Here is a 20,620-nt window from a genome sequence, read left to right as displayed (position 1 = left end):
ATCGGCGGCGCACGCGCGCAGCGGACCCTGCAGGCCTCGACCACCGGCCAGGGAACCGCCATGCAGCTCAACCTCCCCTCGGGCGCGCGCTTGTTCTTCAAGATCGCGCTCATCTTCGTGCTCACCTTGTTGCTGCTCATTCCGCTGGCGATGACGCGGGGCGTCATCCAGGACCGGCAGGCCTACCGCGAACAGGCGGTGCAGACGATCGCGCGCAGTTCCGCCGGCGAGCAGGCGTTGCTCGGGCCCGTGCTCGTCGTGCCGTATGTCGAAACCGTCGAAGTCGAAGAGGCGGGCCAGAGCGGCGTGCGCACGTTGCTGCAGCGACGCGCCGGACAATGGGTGTTCTTCCCGTCCACGCTGAAACTCGACGGCACGGTGCTGCCGCGCACGCGGCAACTCGGGTTGCACAAGGTGCGCGTGTACACGCTGCAGGCGAAGGCGCTCGCGACGCTGCGCGCCGAAATCCCCGCCGACACGAATCCCGCGCATCCGCGCACGATCGGGCGGCCGTACCTGAGCTGGGGCATTTCCGACGTGCGCGGCATCGTTGGTTCGCCGCGGCTCACGGTGAACGGTCGCGCGATGCCGGTGGCCGATGGGTTCGGCAGCCGGCCGGCCGGCGGCTTGCACGTGCGGTTCGATGCGCCGACGGCGGGCCAGGTACTCGCGTTCGACACGACGCTGGACGTCGCGCTGGACGGCACCGAATCGCTCGCGCTGGTGCCGATCGCCGGCGACAACCAGTTCTCGCTCGCCTCGGCGTGGCCGCATCCGCGCTTCGGCGGCAGCTTCGCGCCGCTGTCGCACACGATCGACGGCCACGGCTTCCGCGCGAAGTGGGCCGTCTCGAAACTCGCCAGCAGCGCGCAGCGCCAGTTCCTCGCGGGCGCGACGCTGCCGACCATCGCCACCGATGCCAACCCGCGCGCCACGGGCAACAACGTGGACACGGCGGGCGTGGATGCGATCGGCGTGTCGCTGGTGGATCCGGTGAACGTCTACTCGCAGGCCGATCGCGCGACGAAGTACGGCGTGTTGTTCGTCGTGCTGACGTTCGTCGGGTTCTTCATGTTCGAGCTGATCAAGCAGTTGCGCATCCACCCGATCCAGTACGGCCTGGTGGGCCTGGCGCTGGCGGTCTTCTTCCTGCTGCTGGTGAGCCTGAGCGAACGCATCGCCTTCGGCATCGCCTACATCGTGTCGGCGGCGGCGTGCATCGGGTTGCTGGGGTTCTACCTGAGCGCGGTGTTGCGCAGCGCGGCGCGCGGCATCGGCTTCGCCGCGATGCTCACCACGTTGTACGCCGCGCTGTACGGCTTGCTGGTGTCGGAGGACAACGCGCTGGTGATGGGCGCGGGCCTGCTGTTCGCGATCCTGGCCGGCATCATGGTCGTGACGCGCAAGATCGACTGGTACGCGCTGCAGGGCGGCACCACGGAGTAACAAGTTCTGCTCCCTCCCCTGCGCCAGCAGGGGAGGGTTGGGGAGGGGGCGCCTCTCAGAACAACGTCGCCCCCGGCACCACCCACAACGACACCGACGCCAGCGCACTCCCGATCGCCGTCGCCGCCAGCACGTCGCTCGGGTAGTGCAACCCGAGCACGACACGCGACACGCCCACGCTCGCGGCGAACGGCACCAGCACCCATGCCAGCATCGGGTAATGCGCCAGCGCCACCAGCGTGAACGCGACCGCATGCAGCGTGTGGCCCGACGGGAAACTGAACTCGTCGAGCGGCGCCACCCACGCCCGGATGCGCCGATCGCTCGCGAACGGACGCGGTCGCCGCGTCCATCGCTTCAGCACCGAATACATCGCCAGCGCGATCGCGCCGGTCACCGCAAGATGCGCGGCCGCGAACAGGCCCGCGCGTCCATCGAACACCACCATCGCGCCCATCAGCACGTACCAGGCGATGCCGTCGCCCAGGCGACTGATGCCGGAGAAGACGATCCTCGCCAGCTTGTTGGCGCACACGTTGTTGGCGCGCAGGCACCACTGGGTGTCGCGCGAGCGTTCAGGCCACGGCAGCGGTCGCATGTCGGCTCCTTTCGAGGGCGAGGCCCTGCAGCAAGGCATCGAATTCGGCGGCGACGCGCTCGGGATGCAAGTGCGCGACCGCGTTGCGCGCCGCATTGCGCGCGTGGTGCAGGGCAGTGGTGTCGCAGCCCAGGCGCAGGGCCGCGGCGATGAACCCGGCGGCATCGCCGTCGGGGGCGAGGACGCCACCTTCGCGCACGTGTTCGCGCGCGGCGCCGTAGTCGAAGGCGACCGTCGGCACGCCGCTGGCGAGCGCCTCGAGCACGACGTTGCCGAAGGTTTCGCTGCGGCTCGGGAACAGGAACAGGTCGCCGCTGGCGAAGTGGCGCGCGAGCGCTTCCCCGCGCTGCACGCCGCAGAACACGAAGTCGGGATACGCACGCTGCAAGGGCTCGCGCATCGGCCCGTCGCCGACGAACACGCAGCGCGCATCGGGGCGCAAGGCCTGCAGCGTGCGGAACGCATCGATCGCCAGCGCGAGGTTCTTTTCCGCCGCGATGCGCCCGACGTGGATCGCGACCAGCGTGCCGTCGATCGCGCCCCATTGCGCGCGCAGTTCGCGGTCGCGCTTGCCGGGATGGAACAGCGCGCCGTCCACCGCGCGCGCCACGCACACGGGGTTGGTGAAGCGCGCATGCGCGAGGAAGTCGCGCAATTCGCGTGTCGCCACGATCGTCGCATCGCCCGCGTTGTGGAAGCGCCGCATCCAGGCCAGCGCGAGCGGCTCGAGCCAGCCTGCGCCGTAATCGCGCATGTAGCGATCGAAGCGCGTGTGGAAGCCGGTGGCGACCGCGATGCGCAGGCGTCGCGCCACGCGGCGCGCGGCCCAGCCGAGCGGGCCTTCGGTGGCGATGTAGATCGCATCCGGACGCTGCATGCGCCAATGCGCGGCGAGCGTGCGCAGCGCGGGCGCGCCGAAGCGCAAGCCCGGATAGCGCGGCAAGGGAAAGCCGCGCACGAGCACCGTGTCGTCTTCGCGCCTGGCGTCGGCGGCCTGGCGCGGCCGCACCACTTCCACCGAATGCCCGCGCCCGCGCAATCCGACGACGAGGCCTTCGACGGTCAGCGCGACGCCGTTGATTTCGGGCGGGTAGGTCTCGGTGACGAGGGCATAGCGCATGGGCGGCAGGCTGGCCGCTTGCGATGACTGGCCCGTGTCGCGCCCGTGTCGGGCGGATGACGCAATCCGGCTTTTGCCAGGAAATCCCGGGGCTTGCCGTTCGTCGGGGCCGGCCCTTCCGGCGCTTGACAGGGCAGGGGTGTGCGGACTGTACTAATCATCACAGTACAGCTGGTACACACAGGACAGCCCATGCCCCGCACCCAGGCCTTGATGCTGCAGATCGCCACCGGCGACCCGCGGCCCATCAGCAAGCAGATCGTCGACGCGGTCCGCATGAAGATCGCCACCGCCGAGCTCGCCCCCGGCGACCAGCTCCCCAGCGTGCGGGGCCTGGCGCAGCAGCTCACGGTCAATCCGAACACCGTCGCGAAGGCCTACGCCGAGCTGACCACCGAAGGGTGGGTGGAATCGCGCCAGGGTCTCGGGCTGTACGTAGCCACGCCGCGCCAGCGCCTGAGCGACACCGAGCGGTCGCGCCGCCTCGACGAAGCCATCCAGCGGCTCCTGCACGACGTCATCGCGCTCGACTTCGCGCCTGACGAGGTGCAGGCGCGCCTCCACCACGAATTTCTCGCGCTTGCGCCCCGCAAGTCCGCCTGAGCCATGAGCACGCATTCCATGCACGACGATTACGTCATCGAGACGCAGGCGCTGAGCAAGCGCTACGGCCGCAAGCTCGCCCTGGATCACCTCGACCTGAAGATCCCGCGCGGCCGCATCCACGCGGTGGTCGGCGCGAACGGCGCAGGCAAGTCCACGTTGTTCCGCATCCTCCTCGGCTTCCTGCCGCCGACCGCGGGCAGCGCGCGCATCCTAGGGCGCGATTCGCAACGGCTCACGCCGGAGGATCGCGGCCGCATCGGCTTCGTCAACGAAGAGCACACGCTGCCGACCTGGATGCGCGTGAACGCGGTGACCGCGATGCATCGCCGCCAGTACCCGCGCTGGAACGAAGACGCGTTCCAGCAGGTGCTCGGCCACTACCACGTGCTGCCGGAACAGAAGATCGCGCAGCTCTCGCGCGGCGAACGCGCGGGCTTCAACCTCGCGCTCGCACTGGCGCAGGGGCCGGAGCTGCTGGTGCTCGACGAACCCACGCTCGGCCTGGACGTCGTCGCCAAGCGCGCGTTCCTCGAATCGCTGATGTACAGCAACGCCGCCGATGCGTGCACGGTCATCTACTGCTCGCACCAGATGGAAGAGATCGAACGCGTCGCCGACAACCTGGTGATCCTGGAACGCGGCAGGTTGATGCACATGTCGGCGCCGGATGAATTCTGCGCGCGCGTCACGCACTGGGTGGCCGACATCCCGTTCAAGGGACCCGATCCGAGCCTGGTGCCGGGCCTGCTGCAACTGCAACGCCTGGATGGCCTGCACCACTACCTGGTGCTGGACCAGGACGACGACTTCGCCGAATTCCTGCGCGCCAGCGGCGCGCGCTCGGTGCAGAGCATGCCCGTGAGCCTGGACCGCGCGGTCAATGGCTTCCTGGCGAAGAACCACGCGGCGCCCACGGCCTGATCGCGCGCACGATTTCTCGAGGAATACGACGATGTGGGATCTGCTCAAGGCCGAACTGCTGCGCTTCCGCCCGTGGGCGCTGGGCTACGCGGCGGTGCACGTGGTGTGGCTGGGCTTTTTGACGCGCGTGGTGGACCTGGCGCAGCAACCGCTGACCGTCTACCAGGCCGTCGGCGCGGTGTACGGCGCGACGGGATTGTTGCTGGGCCTCTACCAGATGGGCGGCTATCGACGCCCGAACACGTGGCTCAACCTGCTGCATCGCCCGATGCCGCCGTGGCAGGTCGCCGCGGCGTTGTGCGCGGCGGGTGCGGTGATCCTCGCCGTCGGCGTGCTGTTGCCGACGCTGGTGATCGGCGTGTGGCAGGACACGTTGACGGCGCGCGTGGTCGACATGCGCCACTGGTTCCTGTGCCTGTCGGGCTGGTTGCTCGCGTGCTGCGGCTACCTCGCCGGCGCGTACGCGATGCTTGCCAACAAGCGCTACGGATTCGCGGCGGCCGCGGTGTTGTTGTTCCTCGCGCTGTCGCAGGCGACCGGCTTCGGCGCGCTGGCGGTGCAGGGCCTGTCGCTCGCGTTGCTCGCCGCGCTGGTGCTGGTGGCGTTCAGGCCGGACCTCGGGCAGCCGCCGCGCGGCGTGGCGGGCACGGTGCTGGCGTCGGGCGTGCTGATGTTCTCGATGTTCTTCGCGCTGGTGCTGCTGGGCTTCGGCGTGGAAGCGGTGTGGATCGCGCAGGGCTCGCATCCCAACAACATGGCCGTGCCGTACGCGGGCGGCGAGAAGGAATCGGAAGTCGCCGAAGGCAAGGCGCTGATGGCGATGGGGTTGCGCGATGCGCGCGATCCGGAAGCGCGCTTGTGGCGCGAACAGGCGGGGATCTCGGAGATCTTCCAGATCGGCCCCGGCATGACCAGCATGCCCGTGCGCAATGAATTGACGAACGTCGTGCCGATGGAATTCGACGACGACGAGCGCCGCGTGCGCTGGGTCTTCAGCCACGACACGATGCGCTTCCAGGGCTACAGCCTGGTCGATGGCCGTAGCGCGGGCACGATGGGCGTGGACGGCGACCATCCGTTCCCGTCGCCGACGATGCCGGGCCCCGATGGCGTGCTGGTCAACGCGAGCACCGTGTACCAGTTCGATCCCGATGCGGGCCTGGTGCTGCCGCGCGCCACCTTGCCGAAGGGCGAGACCCTCACCGGCTATGCGACCGTCGGCGACGACATCGCCTTGCTCAGCGACCGCGCGCTGTACTTCTACGATGCGCGCGCGCTGGCCGACGACGACGCGATGCTGCAGCCGCGGCTGCGCGTGCCGGTGCCGGGCAAGATGGGCGACGTGCAGCGCATCGACATCATGGAACTGCTCGACGGTTACCTGATCTCGGTGCTCGACGCGCGCTCGTCGTACAACGCCGAAGGCACCGCGCCGTTCCAGCAGATGCTGCGCGTGACGGACGAGGGGAGGGTCACCGATGTCGGGCGCCGCGTGCTGCGCTTCGACTATCCGGTCGCCTGGCGTTTCCAGAACTGGTATCCCTCGCCGTTGCTCTACAACGCGCAGCGCGCGGCGAAGCGCGCGCTGTCCGGTCCGACGCCCGCCACCGACAAGGCGACGCCGCCGGTGCCGCGCGGCGCGCAACTGACCGCGCTCGTTTTGCTCGCGCTCTCCGCGTTGCTGGCCGCGTGGCGCGTGCGGCGCCTGGCGCTGTCGAAGGCAGCGAAGGCCGCGTGGGTGATCGCGTGCGCCGTGCTCGGCGTGCCGGCGGTGCTGGCGCTGTGGCTCCTGTATCCGCCGCGCGAAACGCTGGACGAGGCTCCGCTCACGCAACCGGCGCTCGCGTAAGCGCGCCCTTCATTGCAGGAATTCCCCATGACGACGTTCCCTTCCATCCGGGGTGCGCTGGCCTCGTGCGCCCTCGCGCTCTGCGCGCTGCTGCCGGCGACGGCACGCGCGGCGACCGACGATGCGGCGCTGGTGCGCGCCTTCGCGAAGACCGAAAGCGCGCGGCCGACGGCGCCGCGGTTCGAACGCGGTGCGTTCCTGTCGCGGCCCACGCTGGCCGGTGGTTGGCTGTCGCCCGATGGCAAGCAAGTCGCCGTGTTGCGCGACGACGGCAAGGTGCGCAGCGTGTGGCGCGCGCCGACGTCGGGCGGCGCGCCGGTGCGCGTGCTCGCGCAGACCGAGGCGACGTCGCTGTCGTGGTCGCACGACGGACGCTGGGTGTTCCTGGCGTCGCCGCGGCAGCTGTTCGCGGTGGCGATGGCGGGGCAGGCGGGGTCGCGCGCGATCGCGAAACTCGGCGGGCGTTGGGAGCGCACGTTCGAAGCGGTGGATCCGGTGCTGCCCGCGGCGGCGATCGTGCTGGAGAGTCCGCCGCGTGCGTCGCGGCTCGCCAAGCAATGGCGCCTGTTCCGCGTGGATGCGGCCGGGCGCGAGACGCTGTTGCACGCGAATGCGAAGCAGGTGTCCGATTTTGCGATCGACGGGCGCGGGCGGTTGGCGTTCGTGTCCATCGTGGAGGGCGATGGATACACGGTGCTGCGCAAGCGCGGGACACGATGGGTGCCGGCCTTGCGCTGCACGGCGCTGACGCGGTGCGGGCTGTTGTCGGCGAGTGCGGATGGGAATGAGGCCCTGCTGCGCACGGATATCGGCAGCGATCGCCTGCGCGTCGCATGGCTGGGCGCGGACGACAAGTTGCGCACCGTGCACGAGGATCCGCGCGGCGTTGCGGACCTCGCCGATGTCGTGCTCGATCCCGCCACGCGCGCGCCGATCATCGCGAGCTATCGCGCCACCGAGGCGACGAACCATGCCATCGCGCCCCAATGGCGCACGGCCATCACCGCGCTGCAAGCGCAATTCCCCGGCCGCAACCTGCGCATCGAAGCCGGCACCACCGCGTGGCTCGTGCACGACCGCGCGGCGACGATGAAGGGCGAGCGCCTGTTCGTGTTCGATCCCGTGCGCGGGACGTCGCGTGCGTTCCTTGCGAGCGATACGTATCGCTATCGCGGCCAGGTCGTGCCGCGGCTGCCGGAGGCGGCGATGGCGCGGAAACTCGCCTTCACCTATCGCGCCTCCGACGGCATGCCGATCCACGGCTTCCTGATGCTCCCGCCCGGCGTGGATCCCGCGCACGCGCCGCTGCTGGCCAACGTGCACGGCGGTCCGTTCGCGGCGATGCGGCCGGAGTTCAACGGCGTCGCCCAGCTGCTCACGAATCGCGGCTACATCGTATTCGAGCCGAACTTCCGCGGCTCGGTAGGTTTTGGCCGCGCGTACATGCGCGCGGGGAAGGGCGACTTCGGCAACGGTCGCGTGCAGCAGGACATCGTCGATGGCGTGCGCTGGCTGCTCGCGCACGGGATCGGCGATGCGGACCGCGTCGGCATCACCGGCGTGTCGTTCGGCGGGTATTCGACGCTGCAGGGGATCACGTTCCAGCCCGACCTGTTCAAGGTGGGCATCGCGGCCGTGCCGCCGGCGGACCTGGGCTGGGTGCTGCGCTGGTATTCGCGCAGCGTGGACCAGATGGCGCGCGGCATCCCGATGGCGACGAGCATGCGCCTGCTCGACCTGGATCCGGAGGACAACAACGTACTGACGCGCCTGCGCGTGCAGTCGCCGATCGCGAACGCGTCGCGCGTGCAGCGCCCGGTGTTGTTGCTGGCGGGCGGCGACGACGAACGCGTGCCGATCCGCAGCGTGACGCACTACGCGGCCGCGCTGCGGTCGCTGGACAAGGACGTGAGCCTGTTCGTCGATCCGGATGCACGCCATCGCCTCGAGGATCCGCGCACGCGCGAGGCCTACCTGTTCCTGATGGAACGCATGCTGCACCAGCGCCTGGGTGGCGCACCGCCGGATCCGCCGGGGCGCGCGCTGCGGGGGTACGTGAAGAAGAACCTGCTGTTGACCGGCAGCGACTTCGTCGGCGTTGGAGCGCGGTGACGCTGCGTCGTGATTGCTGAAGCAGGGATTCACTGGTTGCCTGCGTCGTCCCCGCGGAGGCGGGGACACCCAGAGGGGCGCTCCGCCACGCCCCATCGCACAGTCTTTTCTGCCGCAAGAGCAACGCGGCAGAAAAGACTGTGCGACGTGACGCGTCGGATCTCGTCGCGGTTTTGTTTTCGCCAACACGCCTGCGTAGACCCGTGCACCGCTTCGGATGGCCGCTGGCGAACACATCTTCTCCGGATGGACGGCGCGCCGCCCACCTCGAGCCCTCGCATCTGAAATGCCTCACTGCTCTCTGGCAGGCGGGGCGCCTGTCCAAGTCTGTGCCTTCCACACATTAGGCAGCAAAGCCGCGGCACCGCGCTCTTGATTGCCGCGAAAGCAATGATTGGGTTGCGCGTGCGTCACACGCACGCCAGCGAACTCAACTTGCGGTCTGCCCCTTGATCGAAAAGGCGCGCAAGGTGATGCCCCAGCCCGTGGTGGGGTGAGAATTTTCGCCGCCACGTCGGCGAGAAATTCTTACCACGCCGCGGGTTCGGGCGACGCGCTCTTCACCCCAGGCGGGCTTCTGCAGCAAACCATGGCTCCCCGCCTTCGCGGAGACGACGGCGGTCAGTCGGTTTCGACGCGCAAGGTGACGCCGAGCCCGGCGATGTAATCCGGTTCGCCGGCGAGGTCGGCGCGCAGCAGCGGGCGCGCTTCGACCCAACGCTTGTCGAGCACCAGGACCAGCGCATCGCCCTCGGCGCGCACGTCCAGCCGCGGGATGTCGCCGGCCTCGTGCGAGCGATGCAGCAGCACGGCGATGCGCAGCAACGCGGCCGAGCGCTTCGCCGCGACGAGCAAACGATCCGGGATCGCTTCGAACGCCGACTTCGGGATGTTGCGCCGATGCGTGCGCACCAGCGCCGCCAGCACGCGCTGTTCCTGCTGCGAGAAGCCCGCGATGTCCGAATGCTCCAGCACGTACGCGCCATGCACGTGGTACTGGCTGTGTGCGATGGCCAGGCCCAGTTCGTGCACGCGCGCGGCGCGGGCGAGCATCGCGCGGTCGTCGTCGTTGAGCTTCCACGCGCGGGCGAGCTGGTCGAACAGGTGCAGCGCGGTGCCGGTGACGCGCGCGGACTGCGCGACGTCGATGCCGTAGCGCTGCATCAGCGCGGTGATCGAGGCTTCGCGCGGATCGTCCGCGCCGCCGCGGCCGAGCATGTCGTACAGCACGCCTTCGCGCAGGGCGGCCTTGCTCACCGCCATGCGTTCCAGGCCCAGCGTTTCGAACGCGGCTTCGAGGATGAGGATGCCGCCGGCGATGATCGGCTTGCGTTCTTCCGACAGGCCGGGCAGGTCGATCGCGGCGATCGTGTCGGCCTGCAGCAAGCGATCGCGCACTTGCGGCAGCGCGACGTTCGTCACCGCGCCCTTGGTGAGTTTCATCGCCGCGCAGATTTCGCCGATCGCCTTGTTGGTGCCCGACGAGCCCAGCGCTTCGTTCCAGCCGAGGGCGCGATACGTGCCGGCGAACTGCTGGAATTCCGCGGAGACTTCCGTCAGCGCCTGCTTCCAGCGCTTCCGCGAGAGCTTGCCGTCGGCGAAGAAGCGGCGCGTGCTCGCGACGCACCCGGCCTGCAGGCTTTCGCGTTCGATCGCTTCCAGGCCCGAGCCGATGATGAATTCCGTCGAGCCGCCACCGATGTCGATCACCAGCCGCAGTTCGCCGGGTTTCGGCGGTTGCGCGTGCGCGACGCCGAGGTACACCAGGCGCGCTTCTTCGCGGCCGGAGACGACTTCGATCGCGTGGCCGAGCGCGGTTTCGGCCGGCAGCAGGAAGGCCTGCGGCACGGCGAGCTGGCGCACGGTGTTGGTCGCGATGGCACGCACGCGCTGCGGCGGGATGTCGCGCAGGCGCTGGCCGAAGCGTTGCAGGCTTTCGAGCGCGCGGTTGCGCACGTCCGGATCGAGCCCGCCCTTGCCGTCGAGGCCTTCGGCCAGCCGCACCATGTCGCGCAGGCGATCGACGATGCGCAGCTGCCCGAGCACGTAGCGCGCGACCACCATGTGGAAACTGTTGGAGCCGAGGTCGACCGCGGCCAGGAGATCACCGTCCTGCAAGGGCAGGGCGGTGGCGACGGGGCGGGCGTAAATATTGTTCAAGAGCGTGTCGTTCACGTGCACAACTTCGCGAGCAGCGAGAGCTGCGCCGAATGCGGCATGTGGTGTTCGGTGGGCGCGATGCGCTCGTAACGGCCGTCGGGTTGCAGCGCCCAGGCGTTGGTGTTGTCGGCGAGGTAGTTGGCCAGCGCTTCGTCGTAGACGCGCGCGGCGAGGTCGGGATCCAGGATCGGGAAGCCCGTTTCGATGCGGCGCAACAGGTTGCGTTCGAGCCAGTCGGCGCTGGAGCAGAACAGGTCGGGCGCACCGTCGTTGCCGAACCAGTACACGCGATGGTGTTCGAGGAAGCGACCCACGATCGAACGCACGCGGATGTTGTCGGAGACGCCCGGCACGCCGGGGCGCAGCGTGCACGCGCCACGCACGATGAGGTCGATCTGCACGCCCGCCTGCGAGGCGGTGTAGAGCGCGCGCACGACTTGCGGTTCGTTGAGCGCGTTCATCTTGGCGATGATGCGCGCCGGCCGTCCGGCACGTGCGTGCTTGGTTTCGCGATCGATGCGCGCCAGCACGCCGGCATGCAGCGTGAAGGGCGACTGCAGCAGGCGCTTGAGCTTGATCGCCGGCGCCAGGCCCGAGAGCTGGCGGAAGATCAGGTCGACGTCGTTGCCGATGTCGGGATCGGCGGTGATCAGGCCGAAATCCGTGTAGTTGCGCGTGGTGCCGGAGTGGTAGTTGCCCGTGCCCAGGTGCACGTAGCGGCGCAACTTGCGGCCTTCGCGGCGCACGATGAGCAGCATCTTGGCGTGCGTCTTGTAGCCGACCACGCCGTACACCACTTGCACGCCGGCATCCTGCAAACGGTCGCCCACGCCGAGGTTGGCTTCTTCGTCGAAGCGCGCGCGCAGCTCGACGACGACGGTGACATCCTTGCCGTTGCGCGCGGCCTGCACCAGTTGTTCGACGATCGGCGAATCCTTGCCGGTGCGGTAGAGCGTCTGCTTGATCGCCAGCACGTTCGGGTCTTCGGCGGCCTGCTTGATCAGCTCCAGCACCGGCGCGAAGGAATCGAAGGGGTGGTGCAGCAACACGTCGCCTTCGGCGACGCGTTCGAACATCGCGTCCGCATCGCGCAATGCGCGCGGCTGGAACGCGGGGTATTTCAGGTCGGGGCGCTGCACCAGGTCGTACACCTGGATCACGCGGTTGAGGTTGACCGGGCCGTTGATGCGGTAGACCGCGTTCTCCGGCAGGTCGAAATTCACCAGCAGCGTGCGCACGATGTCGGTCGGGCACTGCTCCGCGATTTCCAGGCGCATGGCGCGCAGGTAACCGCGGCCGATGAGTTCGTCGCGCAGCGCGAGCGCGAGGTTCTCGACTTCCTCCTCGTCGACGATCAGCTCGGAATTGCGCGTGACCCGGAACTGGTACGCGCCCTTCACCTGCATGCCCGGGAACAGTTCGTCGACGAACGCCGAGAGCATCGCGGACAGGAACACGAAGTCGCTCGGCCCGCCCGAGACTTCCTGCGGGATCTGGATGATGCGCGGCAGCGAACGTGGTGCGCGCACGATCGCCAGGTGCCCGGTGCGCCCGAACGCATCCTTGCCCTTCAGCACGACGACGATGTTGAGCGACTTGTTGAGGATCTTCGGGAAGGGATGCGCGGGATCCAGGCCCAGCGGCGAAAGCACCGGCAGGATCTGTTCGCAGAAGTGGTCGCGCAGCCAGCGCGTCTGCTTCGCGTTCCACGCATCGCGCGGGAGGATGCGCACGCCGGCGTCGTTGAGCTGCGGGCGCAGTTCTTCGTTCCAGCACCGGTATTGCGCGTCCACCAGTTCGGCGGCGCGGTCGTGGATCTGCTTGAGCACTTCGGCCGGCGCCACGCCGTCGGGGCCCGGCGGGATGCCGAAGTCCTGCGAATGGCGCACGGTGGCGGCGCGGATCTCGAAGAACTCGTCGAGGTTGGTGCACGAGATGCAGAGGTATCGCAGGCGTTCGAGCAGCGGCACCTGCGCATCGCGCGCCTGCGCGAGCACGCGGAAGTTGAAATCCAGTTGCGACAGTTCGCGGTTGAAGTACAGCGCGGGATCGCGCAGCGGGTCGACGTCCTGGCCTTGCGCGGCCTGGTCGTGCGGCACGTGCCGGGCATTGCGCGGATCGGAGGCGCGGGACTGCGAAGGCTTGGGTGTTGCGTTCATGGACTGGATTCTGCCTCAGCGGGGGCGGGGGCATCGTCGAGGCCGTCGCGCGGGAGCGTGCGCTCGGCCAGGAAATGGCACGCGAACGTGCTGCCACGGCCCACTTCGCTGTCGATCGACAGGCGCGCCTGGTGCAGGTTGAGCACGTGCTTGACGATGGCCAGGCCGAGCCCGGTGCCGCCGCTTTCGCGCGAACGGCTGGTGGAAACGCGGTAGAAGCGTTCGGTGATGCGCGGCAGGTGCGCCGCGGGGATGCCGTAACCGCTGTCGGTGACGGCCAGCACCACGCCGCCGTGGTCTTCGCGCGCGAACCGCACGCGGAGGGTGCCGCCCGCGGGCGTGTAGCGCACGGCGTTGCTGACGAGGTTGGAGAACGCGCTGTGCAGTTCCTTGGTCGAGCCCCACAGGTCGAGCGGGGCGCCTTCGGCGAGCGTGGCGTCCTCGACGACCACGCGATGGCGGCCCTGGCTCAGCGCTTCGGCTTCGCGCTTGAGCGTGTTGAGCATCGGCGCCATGCCCACGTGTTCTTCGGCCACGCCTTCCTGCGCTTCCAGGCGCGAGAGCGTGAGCAGGTCTTCGACGAGCTGCGTCATGCGCTGCGACTGGCGCTGCATTTCGGCGAGCATCGGCGCCCATTCGGGTTGGTCGGCCGGATCGAGCAGGTCGAGGTAACCGTGCACGACGGTCAGCGGCGTGCGCAATTCGTGCGAGACGTTGGCGACGAAATCGCGGCGCATCTGTTCCAGGCGCATGAGCTTGCTGACGTCGCGCGCGACGAGCAGCCACAGTTCGTCCGAATAGGGGATCAGGCGCAGGCTCAGGCGCAGGTCGGGATCGACCGGAGATGGCGTGTCCATCAACGGTTCGGCGTTGCGGCCGGCGGCGAGCCAGCGCGCGAGCGACAGCGGCTGCAGGCGTTCGCTCAGCGGGGCGCCGAGGTCGCGCGGATAGTGCAGGCCGAGCAGCGTGGCGGCGGCGGGATTGCACCACTGCACGCGCTGGCTGTTGCGATCGAGCACCACGACGGCGTCCGGCAACGCCATCGCCGCGGCGCGGTAGGCGCGCAGCATTTCGACGAGGCGGCGCTTGCGCGTGCGCATCTCGGCCTGGCTGCGGTGGAGCAGGCGGTCGAGTTCGTTCCACACGCCGTTGCCCTGCGGCGGTTGCAGGCGCGTGCGGTCGGTGAGGCGGCGCAGGACGCCGTGCAGTTTCCAGTAATGCCACGCGACGATGCCGAGCGCGGCGACCGTGATGACGGGCCACGGATGGCGGACCAGCACGCCCACGACCGCAGCGATCGCCAGGACCAACAGGAGTTGGCCCAGCGTGCGGGTCCAGGCGGAGCGTGCGCGCGGCGGCATGCGCGCCAGTCTAGACGGCGGCGGAGAAGCGGTAACCCGCGCCGCGCACCGTCTGGACCATGGGATCGAGGGCGTGCGGCTCCAGCGTCTTGCGCAGGCGGCGGATGTGGACGTCGACGGTGCGCTCTTCCACGTACACGCTGCCGCCCCACACGTGGTCGAGCAACTGGGCGCGGGTGTACACGCGCTCGGGGTGGGTCATGAAGAAATGCAGCAGGCGGTATTCGGTGGGGCCGATCTGCACCGGGGCGTCCTCGGCGAACACGCGGTGCGCGGCGCCATCGATGCGCAGGGCGCCGACCTTGACGCTGCCGTCCTCGTCGTCTTCGCGCGAGCGGCGCATGACGGCGCGGATGCGGGCGAGCAGTTCGCGGGCGGAGAAGGGCTTGACCACGTAGTCGTCGACGCCGGCCTCCAGGCCGCCGACGCGGTCGTTCTCCTCGCCGCGCGCGGTGAGCATGATGATCGGCACTTCGCGGGTGAGGGCGTCCTTGCGCCAGCGGCGGGCGAGTTCCAGGCCGCTGGTGCCTGGCAGCATCCAGTCGAGCAGGATCAGGTCCGGCACTTTGTCCGCGATGGACGACTGCGCTTCGCGGGCGTCGCCGGCATGGATGGGTTCGTATTCGCCCTTGCGCAGGGCGAAGGCGACCATGTCCCGGATCGCGGGTTCGTCATCGACGATGAGGATGCGCTTCTGCATGGGCGGCAGTAGACGACGGTTTTGTGACCGAAGGGTGACACGGTACGCCCGGGGCGCGGTGATCGGCGCTCTTGCCGCGGATTACTGCCGATCGATCTTGTCGTCGCGCACGCCCTGGCGGCGCAGTTCGAGCACCGTGGGGGTGATGGCGGCGATGCGGGCGTCGATGCGCGCGCGGGCGTAGTAGTCCAGTTCCGGGCGCTTCTTCAGGTTCTGCAGCTGGGCCAGGGCGCGTTCGGGGCGGCCGTTGAGGTATTCGACCTCGGCGTAGGCCTCGCCGGCGCGGATGGGGTCGCCGGCCAGTTCGCTGGCGCGGGCGAAGGTTTCCTGGAAGATCGGGTCGTCGGCGCTGCTGCCCGCCAGCGGGCGAAGGATCGCCTGGGCGCGCTTGCCGGAGGCGGCGTCGCCGCGTTCGCCGAGGACCTTGGCGTAGGTGAGGACCACGGCGCGGTTGCGCGGCATGCGCGCGACCATGCCCTGGAAGCGGGCGTCGGCCGCGGCGGTCTTGCCGCCGCGCGCTTCGGCTTCGCCCATGGCAAGGTCGAGCCACAGGTCGCCGGGGTGGGCGGCCAGCAGCGGGGTGAGTTCTTCCGTCGCCGCAGCGGCGTGGTTGGCCAGCAGGTGGGCGAGGGCGAGGCCGTAGCGCTGCGCATCGTCGAGCGGGGCGCGCGTGCGCATCTGTTCGTATTCGCGGATCGCGGCGGCCGGGGTGTCGGCGCTGAGCACGCGCAGGCGTTCCTTCGCCCAGCCGAACTGGCCGGTGCCGGCGACGGGCTGCAAGGCTGCGCTCGGCAACTGCATGTTGCCCGGCAGCAGCGGGTTGTGGGTGGCGGCCGGCGCGGAGAACGTGGGGCGCGTCTTCAATTGCGCGGCGCGTTGCTTGGCTTCGCTGATGCGCGTGACCGTGACCGGGTGCGTCTGCAGGTAATCGGGCGTGCGTTCGCGTTCGCCGCCCTGGTTGGCGCGCACCCAGGATTGCAGCGTGGTGAAGAATTCGGCCATCGCCATCGGGTCGTAGCCGCTGCGCGACAGCGTCTGCATGCCGACGCGGTCGGCTTCGGCTTCGTTGTCGCGCGTGTAGTCGATCTGGCGCTGGTAGAGCAGCGATTGCGCGCCGGTGACGGCGGCCAGCGTGGCGTCGTCGCTGGAATTGCCGCCGGACTTCTGCGCGACGACGATCGCGCCGAGCATCGCGAGCAGGATCGGCACGCTGTCGCGTTGCGCGCGTTCCACTGCCCGCAGCACGTGGTCCTGCGTGACGTGCGCGATTTCATGCGAGAGCACGCTGGCCACCTGGTCCTCGCGTTGCGCGGCGAGCACCAGGCCCGCGTTGGTGGCGACGTAACCGCCGAGCGTGGCGAAGGCGTTGATCTGGCGATCGCGCAGCAGGAAGAAGGTGAACTGCTGGCGCGGCTTGTCGCTCGCGGCGGCCAGGCGGTTGCCGACGCCCTGCAGCCAGCCTTCGAGCAACGGATCGTCCAGCACGTAGCCGTAGTGGCGCAGCTGGCTGAGCGTCATCGCGCCGTATTCGGACTGCTGCGCGGGGCCGAGGACTTCGCCCGCCGAGGAGCCGATGTCCGGCAGTTTGGTGTTCTGCGCCGCGATGGGCGCGGCGATCGCCAGGGCGAGGCCGGCGGAGAGCAGCGTGGTGCGGATCAGCGGATGGACGGATCGGGGCACGCGGTTCTCCATCGAATCGGGGGTCAAGCGGCAGCGCGGGGAGCATGCGTCCCGTGCGGGGCACGGGCGTGAATCGGGAGTTAATCCACAGTGTTGCACGCACATTCCGGCCAAAGGGTGGAATTGGAGAAAGGCCGCACCCATCATGCGTGCCAATGTCCGACCGCATCCGTCGGCGAGCGTTCCAGGAGCCAGCGTGACCCACCCCGTCATCACCATCTACAGCACCGCGATCTGCCCTTACTGCGTGGCCGCGAAGAACTTCCTCAAGAGCAAGGGCCTGGCCTGGACCGAGGTCCGGATCGACACCGCGCCCGGCGAACGCGAAGCGATGGTGCAGAAGACGCGCCGCACGAGCGTGCCGCAGATCTTCGTGGGCGAGACGCACGTGGGCGGCTACGACGACCTGATGGCGCTGCACCGCGCCGGCCGCTTCGAGCCGCTGCTGGCGGGGGCGGGCGCATGAGCGGTACCGGCGGCAACGAGGCCGACCGCGTCCGCCAGTTCACCGACTTCCGCAAGCGCATGAACGAGCGGATCCTGGCCGAACCGAACCAGGTGGTCCGGCGCTTCTTCGCGCTCGACACGCAGACCTACCAGGCCGGCGCGCTGGACGTGAAGACCAAGGAGCTGCTCGGGCTGGTCGCCTCCATGGTGCTGCGTTGCGACGACTGCATCAGCTACCACGTGGCCCAGTGCCGCGAGGCCGGGGTGAACCGCGACGAGATGTTCGAAGCGTTCTCGGTGGGGCTGGTGGTGGGCGGATCGATCGTGATCCCGCACCTGCGGCGCGCGGTGGATTTCCTCGACACGCTCGAATCCGGCGACGCTTCGGCGCCCGCCGCGCACGACCACGGCTGAGTCCGGGACCTTCGGCACGGCCGGTCCCTACGCTGGCGTCTGGCATAATCGCGGCCCCTTGAAACCCGCCCCGGCGCGCCTGTGATCGCGCGCCGTTGGCACGTCCGGACCCGCGAATGACCCCCACGAACACGCAACACACCATCACCGTCCTCCGCGGCGACGGCATCGGCCCCGAAATCATGGACGCCACGCTGCACGTCCTGGATTCGATGAACCTCGGGCTGGCCTGGGAATTCGCCGAAGCGGGCATGACGGCGCTGGAGAAGACCGGCGAACTGCTGCCGGCGGCGACGATGGATTCGATCCGCAAGAACCGCATCGCGCTGAAGAGCCCGCTCACCACGCCGGTAGGCGAGGGCTTCAGCTCGATCAACGTGGAACTGCGCAAGCGCTTCGACCTGTACGCCAACGTGCGCCCGGCCAAGAGCTTCCCGAACACCAAGTCGCGCTTCCCGACCGGCGTTGACCTCATCACCGTCCGCGAGAACACCGAGGGCGCGTACATCGGCGAAGGCCAGTCCGTGTCCGAAGACGGCGAGACCGCGCTGCTCACGCAGAAGGTCACGCGCCGCGGTTCGGAGCGCATCGTGCGCTACGCGTTCGAACTCGCGCGCCGCACCGGTCGCAAGAAAGTCACCGTGGTGCACAAGGCGAACATCCTGAAGTCCACCTCGGGCCTCTTCCTCAAGACCGCGCGCGCCGTGGCCGCGGAATATCCCGACATCCAGTGCAACGAGATGATCGTGGACAACACCTGCATGCAGCTGGTGATGCGCCCGGAACAGTTCGACATCATCGTGACGACCAACCTGTTCGGCGACATCATCTCCGACCTGTGCGCCGGCCTCGTCGGCGGCCTGGGCCTGGCGCCGGGCGCGAACATCGGCACGGATGCGGCGATCTTCGAAGCGGTGCACGGCTCGGCGCCGGACATCGCGGGCAAGGGCATCGCCAATCCGTGTGCGCTGCTGCTCGCCGCGGGCCAGATGCTCGACCACCTCGGCATGACCGACAAGGCGACGCGCCTGCGCGAAGCGATCATCGCCACGCTGGAAGCGAAGGATTCGATGACGCCGGACCTGGGCGGCACGGGCAACACGATGTCGTTCGCGAAGGCGATCGCCAGCCGCATCTGACGGTTTGCTTCAGGCAACAAAAAACGGGGCCTTTCGGCCCCGTTTTCGTTTGCGATGCGTGCGTGCTCAGCGCGACTGCAGCTTCGACAGCAGGCGCAGGAATTCCAGGTACAGCCACACCAGCGTGACCATCAGGCCGAACGCGGCGTACCACTCCATGTGCTTCGGCGCGCCCTGTTCGACGCCGGTTTCGATGAAGTCGAAATCCAGCACGAGGTTGAGCGAGGCGATCACCACGACCGCGAGGCTGAAGCCGATGCCGATCAGGCCGGACTGGTGGATGTACGGGATGTTGATGCCGAACATGCCGAGCACGATGGTCGCCAGGTAGATCAACGCCACGCCGCCCGTGGCCGCGACCACGCCGAGCTTGAAGTTCTCGGTCACCTTGATCATGCCGCTGCGATACGCGAACAGCAGCGCGAACAGCGTGCCCGCGGTCAGCATCACCGCCTGCAGCACGATGCCGTGGAAGCGGTAGTCGTAGATCGCCGAGATGGTGCCGAGGAACAGGCCTTCGAACAGCGCATACAACGGCGCGGTGACCGGCGACCACGTGGGCTTGAAGATCGTGGCCATGGCGAACGCCAGGCCGCCGAGCAGGCCGCCCCACAGGAAGATCGTGGCGTTGGACGACAGGCCGTCCGGGCCGATGTCGATGCTGCGCCACGCGAACGCTGCGGTGAGGATCGCCAGGAACAGCAGCAGGCCGGTCTTGTTGACCGTGCCGTTCAACGTCATCGCGTCGCCGTCGCGCGCGACGACCTGGCCGCTGCGCAGGTCGAGGAAGGTGGTGTCCTTGAGGGCCGGGTTGCCGCTGCGAAGCATGGAGGCGTCCTGCGAATGTGAAGAAGCCCGGAGCATAGCGCGGCGATCGCGCGTTGACAGTGCCGCCCCCGGTTCCCAGAATCGCCAACGTTCCGGCTCGACCGGGGTATAGCGCAGTCTGGTAGCGCGCCTGCTTTGGGAGCAGGATGTCGGGGGTTCGAATCCCTCTACCCCGACCACTCGATCATTTCGACGCACATCGCCGTTCGAAGCGCCCGTAGCTCAACCGGATAGAGCACCGGCCTTCTAAGCCGGCGGTTACAGGTTCGAGTCCTGTCGGGCGCGCCATTTAAATCAGTGGCTTAGCTTGGTTTAGGCCGAGAGTGTGTACCGGCCTCCTGAAAATTCGCCAAAAATTTCGAATTGCATTTCGTCGTGAGTGTTTCACGGCGCTCCGAGTCGTCGATAACGCAACCTCAAAATGTCCGCTTTCGACCCAAAGCGGACATCAGACCAACCCCATTCGACTAGTCTCAGCGTTCGACGTGATCAGTCCCGGGCTGGAGGCAATCTAGGCTATGAGAACGACGATTTCGTCCTTGCCTTTCATAGCGCTGCTCGCGGCGTCTCAGTCCGTCGCAGCGCGGCCGCCTGAGTGTAGACCGGTGCAAGATTGGAACGAGGTGCCGATTGATGTCCGGGTGGCACTGGAGCGCATCGTTGGTCCTGTAGCGGCGAAGGGTCAGGATTTCAACGCAACAGACGTAGTGCGAACGAGCCTTTCGCCTAATCGATTACTGTCTGCTTGCGAACGGACTGACCTGGTTGCGGTTGCATTGGAGCGCGGTGGGCGTGGATACCGCATTGAAGTATTCCACTACGGTTCGGAGAGGGTCATTCGGCGATGGACCCTTTCCAAAGCCGAGGCGGCTTCGGTCAACCTCCTGGAACCGCCAGTCGGCCGCTAGCAATGGCTAAGCTCCCATCGGAGGGAGTGTCCGCTTAAGCGGACACCCGCCGCGCCTGCCCACCACGCGACACCAGGTGACCGGTTTCGACCCAAAGCTGACACTTCATTTCGGGCAGAATTGCGAGCGTCTAGCCGTTAGTCAGTGCACAGAATGATTCGTCGGATTGTCC

The 20,620-nt window shown here is 68.4% G+C and carries 16 protein-coding genes and 2 tRNA genes; 10 read left to right on the top strand and 8 right to left on the bottom strand.

Annotation, left to right across the window (positions count from 1 at the left end; genetic code table 11):
* The first annotated feature begins 60 nt into the window (after window positions 1–60).
* Window positions 61–1,446 (top strand): cell envelope integrity protein CreD, encoded by a 1,386-nt coding sequence (creD, locus tag LYSCAS_RS01515; protein ID WP_213435282.1) that lies wholly within the window; start codon window positions 61–63, stop codon window positions 1,444–1,446.
* Between the two features lie 55 nt (window positions 1,447–1,501).
* On the opposite strand, the gene LYSCAS_RS01510 is transcribed toward creD, so the two are convergent.
* Together LYSCAS_RS01510 and LYSCAS_RS01505 are read right to left on the bottom strand one after the other, a co-directional pair.
* Complete coding sequence (locus LYSCAS_RS01510; protein WP_213435281.1) at window positions 1,502–2,044, bottom strand: phosphatase PAP2 family protein; 543 nt, start codon at window positions 2,042–2,044, stop codon at window positions 1,502–1,504.
* Window positions 2,022–3,164: a glycosyltransferase family 4 protein gene (locus LYSCAS_RS01505; RefSeq protein WP_213435280.1), complete on the bottom strand. Its 1,143-nt coding sequence runs from the start codon at window positions 3,162–3,164 to the stop codon at window positions 2,022–2,024. The genes LYSCAS_RS01510 and LYSCAS_RS01505 overlap by 23 nt, the downstream gene beginning before the upstream one ends.
* A gap of 192 nt (window positions 3,165–3,356) precedes the next feature.
* On the opposite strand from LYSCAS_RS01505, the gene LYSCAS_RS01500 reads away from it, so the two are divergent.
* The 4 genes from LYSCAS_RS01500 to LYSCAS_RS01485 are packed head-to-tail and all read left to right on the top strand — an operon-like array spanning window position 3,357 to window position 8,652.
* Window positions 3,357–3,767: a GntR family transcriptional regulator gene (locus tag LYSCAS_RS01500; protein ID WP_213435279.1), complete on the top strand. Its 411-nt coding sequence runs from the start codon at window positions 3,357–3,359 to the stop codon at window positions 3,765–3,767.
* 3 nt (window positions 3,768–3,770) lie between these two features.
* A complete protein-coding gene (locus LYSCAS_RS01495; protein WP_213435278.1) occupies window positions 3,771–4,691 on the top strand; it encodes an ABC transporter ATP-binding protein in 921 nt (306 codons plus the stop codon).
* 31 nt (window positions 4,692–4,722) lie between these two features.
* Entirely contained in the window at window positions 4,723–6,540 is a 1,818-nt protein-coding gene (locus LYSCAS_RS01490; protein WP_213435277.1) for a hypothetical protein, read from the top strand.
* A 27-nt stretch (window positions 6,541–6,567) separates the two neighbouring features.
* The gene (locus LYSCAS_RS01485; protein WP_213435276.1) at window positions 6,568–8,652 is read left to right on the top strand and encodes a S9 family peptidase; all 2,085 of its coding nucleotides are present in this window, start codon (window positions 6,568–6,570) and stop codon (window positions 8,650–8,652) included.
* Between the two features lie 621 nt (window positions 8,653–9,273).
* Here the strand turns inward: LYSCAS_RS01485 and LYSCAS_RS01480 are convergent.
* The 5 genes from LYSCAS_RS01480 to LYSCAS_RS01460 form a co-directional block, all read right to left on the bottom strand.
* Window positions 9,274–10,716: a Ppx/GppA phosphatase family protein gene (locus LYSCAS_RS01480; protein WP_244858711.1), complete on the bottom strand. Its 1,443-nt coding sequence runs from the start codon at window positions 10,714–10,716 to the stop codon at window positions 9,274–9,276.
* A gap of 107 nt (window positions 10,717–10,823) precedes the next feature.
* Complete coding sequence (gene ppk1 / locus LYSCAS_RS01475; RefSeq protein ID WP_213435275.1) at window positions 10,824–12,971, bottom strand: polyphosphate kinase 1; 2,148 nt, start codon at window positions 12,969–12,971, stop codon at window positions 10,824–10,826.
* Window positions 12,968–14,332: a phosphate regulon sensor histidine kinase PhoR gene (gene phoR, locus LYSCAS_RS01470; RefSeq protein ID WP_213435274.1), complete on the bottom strand. Its 1,365-nt coding sequence runs from the start codon at window positions 14,330–14,332 to the stop codon at window positions 12,968–12,970. The genes ppk1 and phoR overlap by 4 nt, the downstream gene beginning before the upstream one ends.
* A 10-nt stretch (window positions 14,333–14,342) precedes the next feature.
* Window positions 14,343–15,032, bottom strand: coding sequence for a phosphate regulon transcriptional regulator PhoB (gene phoB / locus LYSCAS_RS01465; RefSeq protein ID WP_213435273.1), 690 nt, complete (start codon window positions 15,030–15,032; stop codon window positions 14,343–14,345).
* Window positions 15,033–15,113: 81 nt separating this feature from the next.
* The gene (locus tag LYSCAS_RS01460; protein WP_244858710.1) at window positions 15,114–16,688 is read right to left on the bottom strand and encodes a M48 family metalloprotease; all 1,575 of its coding nucleotides are present in this window, start codon (window positions 16,686–16,688) and stop codon (window positions 15,114–15,116) included.
* Window positions 16,689–16,857: 169 nt separating this feature from the next.
* On the opposite strand from LYSCAS_RS01460, the gene grxC reads away from it, so the two are divergent.
* The 3 genes from grxC (at window position 16,858) to LYSCAS_RS01445 (ending at window position 18,712) form a co-directional block, all read left to right on the top strand.
* Complete coding sequence (gene grxC, locus LYSCAS_RS01455; protein ID WP_213435272.1) at window positions 16,858–17,178, top strand: glutaredoxin 3; 321 nt, start codon at window positions 16,858–16,860, stop codon at window positions 17,176–17,178.
* Window positions 17,175–17,573, top strand: coding sequence for a carboxymuconolactone decarboxylase family protein (locus LYSCAS_RS01450; RefSeq protein ID WP_213435271.1), 399 nt, complete (start codon window positions 17,175–17,177; stop codon window positions 17,571–17,573). Before grxC ends, LYSCAS_RS01450 begins: the two co-directional genes overlap by 4 nt.
* 116 nt (window positions 17,574–17,689) lie before the next feature.
* Window positions 17,690–18,712 (top strand): isocitrate dehydrogenase, encoded by a 1,023-nt coding sequence (locus LYSCAS_RS01445; RefSeq protein WP_213435270.1) that lies wholly within the window; start codon window positions 17,690–17,692, stop codon window positions 18,710–18,712.
* Between the two features lie 66 nt (window positions 18,713–18,778).
* On the opposite strand, the gene LYSCAS_RS01440 is transcribed toward LYSCAS_RS01445, so the two are convergent.
* Window positions 18,779–19,540 carry a Bax inhibitor-1/YccA family protein gene (locus tag LYSCAS_RS01440; RefSeq protein WP_213435269.1) on the bottom strand — a complete coding sequence of 254 codons (762 nt, stop codon included), beginning with the start codon at window positions 19,538–19,540 and terminating at the stop codon, window positions 18,779–18,781.
* 102 nt (window positions 19,541–19,642) lie between these two features.
* Between LYSCAS_RS01440 and LYSCAS_RS01435 the strand changes: the two genes are divergently transcribed.
* Both LYSCAS_RS01435 and LYSCAS_RS01430 read left to right on the top strand, forming a co-directional pair.
* Window positions 19,643–19,719 (top strand) — tRNA-Pro (locus LYSCAS_RS01435).
* Between the two features lie 32 nt (window positions 19,720–19,751).
* A tRNA-Arg gene (locus LYSCAS_RS01430) sits at window positions 19,752–19,828 on the top strand.
* Window positions 19,829–20,620 lie beyond the last annotated feature (792 nt).

The sequence above is a fragment of the Noviluteimonas caseinilytica genome (assembly GCF_018406605.1).
Classification (GTDB): domain Bacteria; phylum Pseudomonadota; class Gammaproteobacteria; order Xanthomonadales; family Xanthomonadaceae; genus Noviluteimonas; species Noviluteimonas caseinilytica.
This window is presented reverse-complemented; position numbering and strand designations above follow the sequence as displayed.